General features: G+C 75.0%; 3 protein-coding genes and 1 pseudogene. 1 reads left to right on the forward strand and 3 read right to left on the reverse strand.

All coding sequences use genetic code 11. From position 1 onward, the window contains the following. The coding region (locus ACYVE9_RS21325) for a cobalt-precorrin-5B (C(1))-methyltransferase (RefSeq protein ID WP_461029500.1) at nt 1-1164 on the forward strand (1164 nt) is incomplete at its 5' end. Nucleotides 1165-1209: 45 nt separating this feature from the next. Here ACYVE9_RS21325 and ACYVE9_RS21330 read toward each other — a convergent pair. From ACYVE9_RS21330 to ACYVE9_RS21340, 3 genes and pseudogenes are all read right to left on the reverse strand, one after another. Then, the gene (locus ACYVE9_RS21330) at nt 1210-1593 is read right to left on the reverse strand and encodes a winged helix-turn-helix transcriptional regulator (RefSeq protein WP_461029501.1); all 384 of its coding nucleotides are present in this window, start codon (nt 1591-1593) and stop codon (nt 1210-1212) included. A 138-nt stretch (nt 1594-1731) separates the two neighbouring features. Then, a complete protein-coding gene (cobM, locus tag ACYVE9_RS21335) occupies nt 1732-2511 on the reverse strand; it encodes a precorrin-4 C(11)-methyltransferase (protein WP_461029502.1) in 780 nt (259 codons plus the stop codon). Continuing rightward, nucleotides 2508-2913, reverse strand: a pseudogene (locus ACYVE9_RS21340) (cobalamin biosynthesis bifunctional protein CbiET); the annotation flags it as partial. The pseudogene ACYVE9_RS21340 and the gene cobM, both read right to left, overlap by 4 nt.

Below are 2913 nucleotides of genomic sequence, written 5' to 3' on the forward strand. Positions count from 1 at the left end.
GAACCGGCCGGGAACGCCACCGGGGGCCGCAGCGCGCAGCTCAAGCACACCGGCCTGCGCTCGGGCTGGACCACCGGGGCGTGCGCCACGGCCGCGACCACCGCCGTCTACACCGCGCTGCTCATCGGCGACTTCCCCGACCCCGTCACGGTCACCCTGCCCAAGGGCCACACCCCGGCGTTCGCCCTGGCCGTGGAGGAGCTGGCCGAAGGGCGGGCGACAGCCGGCGTCGTCAAGGACGCGGGCGACGACCCGGACGTCACGCACGGCGCACTCGTCCGGGTCACCGTCACCCCGCTCCCGCCCGGGTCGGGCGTCGTGTTCCGCGCGGGCCCCGGCGTGGGCACCGTCACCAAGCCGGGCCTGCCGCTGGACGTCGGGGAACCCGCGATCAACCCGGTACCGCGGCAGCTGATGCGGGACCACGTGGCACAGGTCGCGGCCCGCCACGGCGGCACCGGCGACGTGTGCGTCGAGGTGTCCGTCGACAACGGCGAGGAGATCGCGCGCAGCACCTGGAACCCGCGACTGGGCATTCTCGGCGGCCTGTCCGTGCTGGGCACCACCGGCATCGTCGTGCCGTACTCCTGCTCCGCGTGGATCGACTCCATCCGCCGCGGCGTGGACGTCGCCAGGGCCGCCGGACGCACCCACGTCGCCGGCTGCACCGGCTCCACGTCGGAACGCACGGTCGTCGCCGAGCACGGCCTGCCCGAGGACGCGCTGCTCGACATGGGCGACTTCGCGGGAGCGGTCCTCAAGTACGTCCGGCGGCACCCGGTGGACCGGCTCACGATCTGCGGCGGCTTCGCCAAGCTGTCGAAGCTCGCCCACGGCCACCTGGACCTGCACTCGGCCCGCTCCCAGGTGAACAAGGGCTTTCTCGCCGAGCTGGCCCGGCGGGGCGGCGCCGACGAGGCGCTCGCCGCCGAGGTCGGCTCGGCCAACACCGGCCTCGCCGCGTTGCAGCTGTGCGCGGCAGCCGACGTGCCGCTCGGCGACCTGGTCGCGGTGACGGCCAGGGACGAGGCACTGACCGTGCTGCGCGGCGCCCCCGTCACCGTGGACGTCATCTGCATCGACCGCGCCGGTACGGTCGTCGGCCGCGCCGCCCCCCAGGGACCGCCGGCGCCGCCGGGGCCGCAGAAGCCGCGGGGCACGTGACCCCTCACGGACGGGGCGGTCCCGGCGGGTGAGCGCCTTCCGGCGTCAGGCCGTGTCGACCGCGCGCCCCGCGTCGTAGTTCTCGCGTGCCTCCAGCACCTGGGGCATTCGGCTCTCGACCAGGTGGATCAGGCCGCGCAGGTGCTCCGCGATCTCCTTGCCCAGCGGCGTCAGGCGGTAGTCCACCCGCGGCGGGTTGGTTGGCTGGGCCTCGCGGTGGACGAGCCCGTCGCGCTCCAGCGCGTGCAGGGTCTGCGACAGCATCTTCTCGCTCACCCCGTCGACCCGGCGACGCAGCTCGTTGAAGCGGAACGAGCCTTCGTACAGCGCGCCCAGGATCAGGCTGCCCCACCGGCCCGTCACATGCTCCAGCGTCTCGCGCGACGTGCAGGCCCGGGCGAACACGTCGAACACCAGGTCGTCACTCATGCCCCTACCATACCCGCACGCAGCGCTGTGCATCGGCATGCGCTAACCACAGGACCGCGCTATGGTCACCTCAGCGCCTCCGTCGCCGCTTGCTCGCGTCCGCGGGGGCCGAGAGGCCCCCACCCCGGGCCCGCCCTGCTACCCGGCGTTCGCCGCCGGGGTGTCGCAGGGGGTGTGGGGGCGGTCGCGGTCGGCGGAGTAGAGGTGGCTGTCGCGGAACTGCTCGGCGCCCAGCGTCCGGCCGACCAGGATCACCGCGGTCCGGGTGATGCCGGCCTCCTTGGTGAGGGCCGCGATGGTGTCCAGCGTGCCGCGCAGCACCACCTCGTCGGGGCGGCTGGCCATGGCGACGACCGCCGCCGGACAGTCGGCGCCGTAGTGCGGCAGCAGTTCGTCCACCACCCGGTCCACGTACCGGGCGGCGAGGTGCAGCACCAGCAGCGCGCGGCTGCGGCCGAGCGTCGCCAGGTCCTCGCCCTCGGGCATCGCCGTGGCCTGCTGGGCGACGCGGGTGAGGAAGACCGTCTGGCCGACGGTCGGCACGGTCAGTTCCCGCTTGAGCGCGGCAGCGGCGGCGGCGAACGCCGGCACCCCCGGCACCACCTCGTACGGCACGCCGGCCGCGTCCAGCCGCCGCATCTGCTCGGCGACGGCGCTGAACACCGACGGGTCACCGGAGTGCAGCCGTGCCACGTCCTGGCCGGCGCGGTGCGCGCCGACCAGTTCCTCGGTGATCTGGTCGAGGTTCAGCTGCGCGGTGTCGACCAGCCGGGCGTCCGGCGGGCACTCGGCGAGCAGCTCCCGCGGGACAAGGCTGCCCGCGTAGAGGCAGACCGGGCAGGCGGCGAGGGTGCGGGCGCCGCGCAGCGTGATCAGGTCGGCGGCGCCGGGACCGGCACCGATGAAGTACACCGTCATCGTGTTTCCTCCTCGGAGAGTGCCGGGGGTGCGGGGGCCGCCGGGGGTTCGGGGGGCGTGGCGGCCGGCGCCGGATCCGTGGCGGCGACGGCGGGTTTCACCGCGACCCACTGGGTGACCGGCATGGCCTGCCGCCAGCCGGTGAAGCCGCCGACCGGCCTGGCGTGGGCGACGGCCAGCCTCACGAGTTCGCCGCCGTGCGTGCGGTAGCGGTCGGTGAGCAGCGCCTCGGACTCCAGCGTGACGGTGTTGGCGACGAGGCGACCGCCCGGCGGCAGCGCGTCCCAGCAGGCGTCCAGCAGTCCGGGCGCGGTGAGGCCGCCGCCGATGAACACCGCGTCGGGCGTCGGCAGCCCGGCCAGGGCCTGCGGCGCGCGGCCGGTGACGACGTGCAGGGCGGGC

It is taken from the genome of Streptomyces sparsus, from assembly GCF_054776295.1.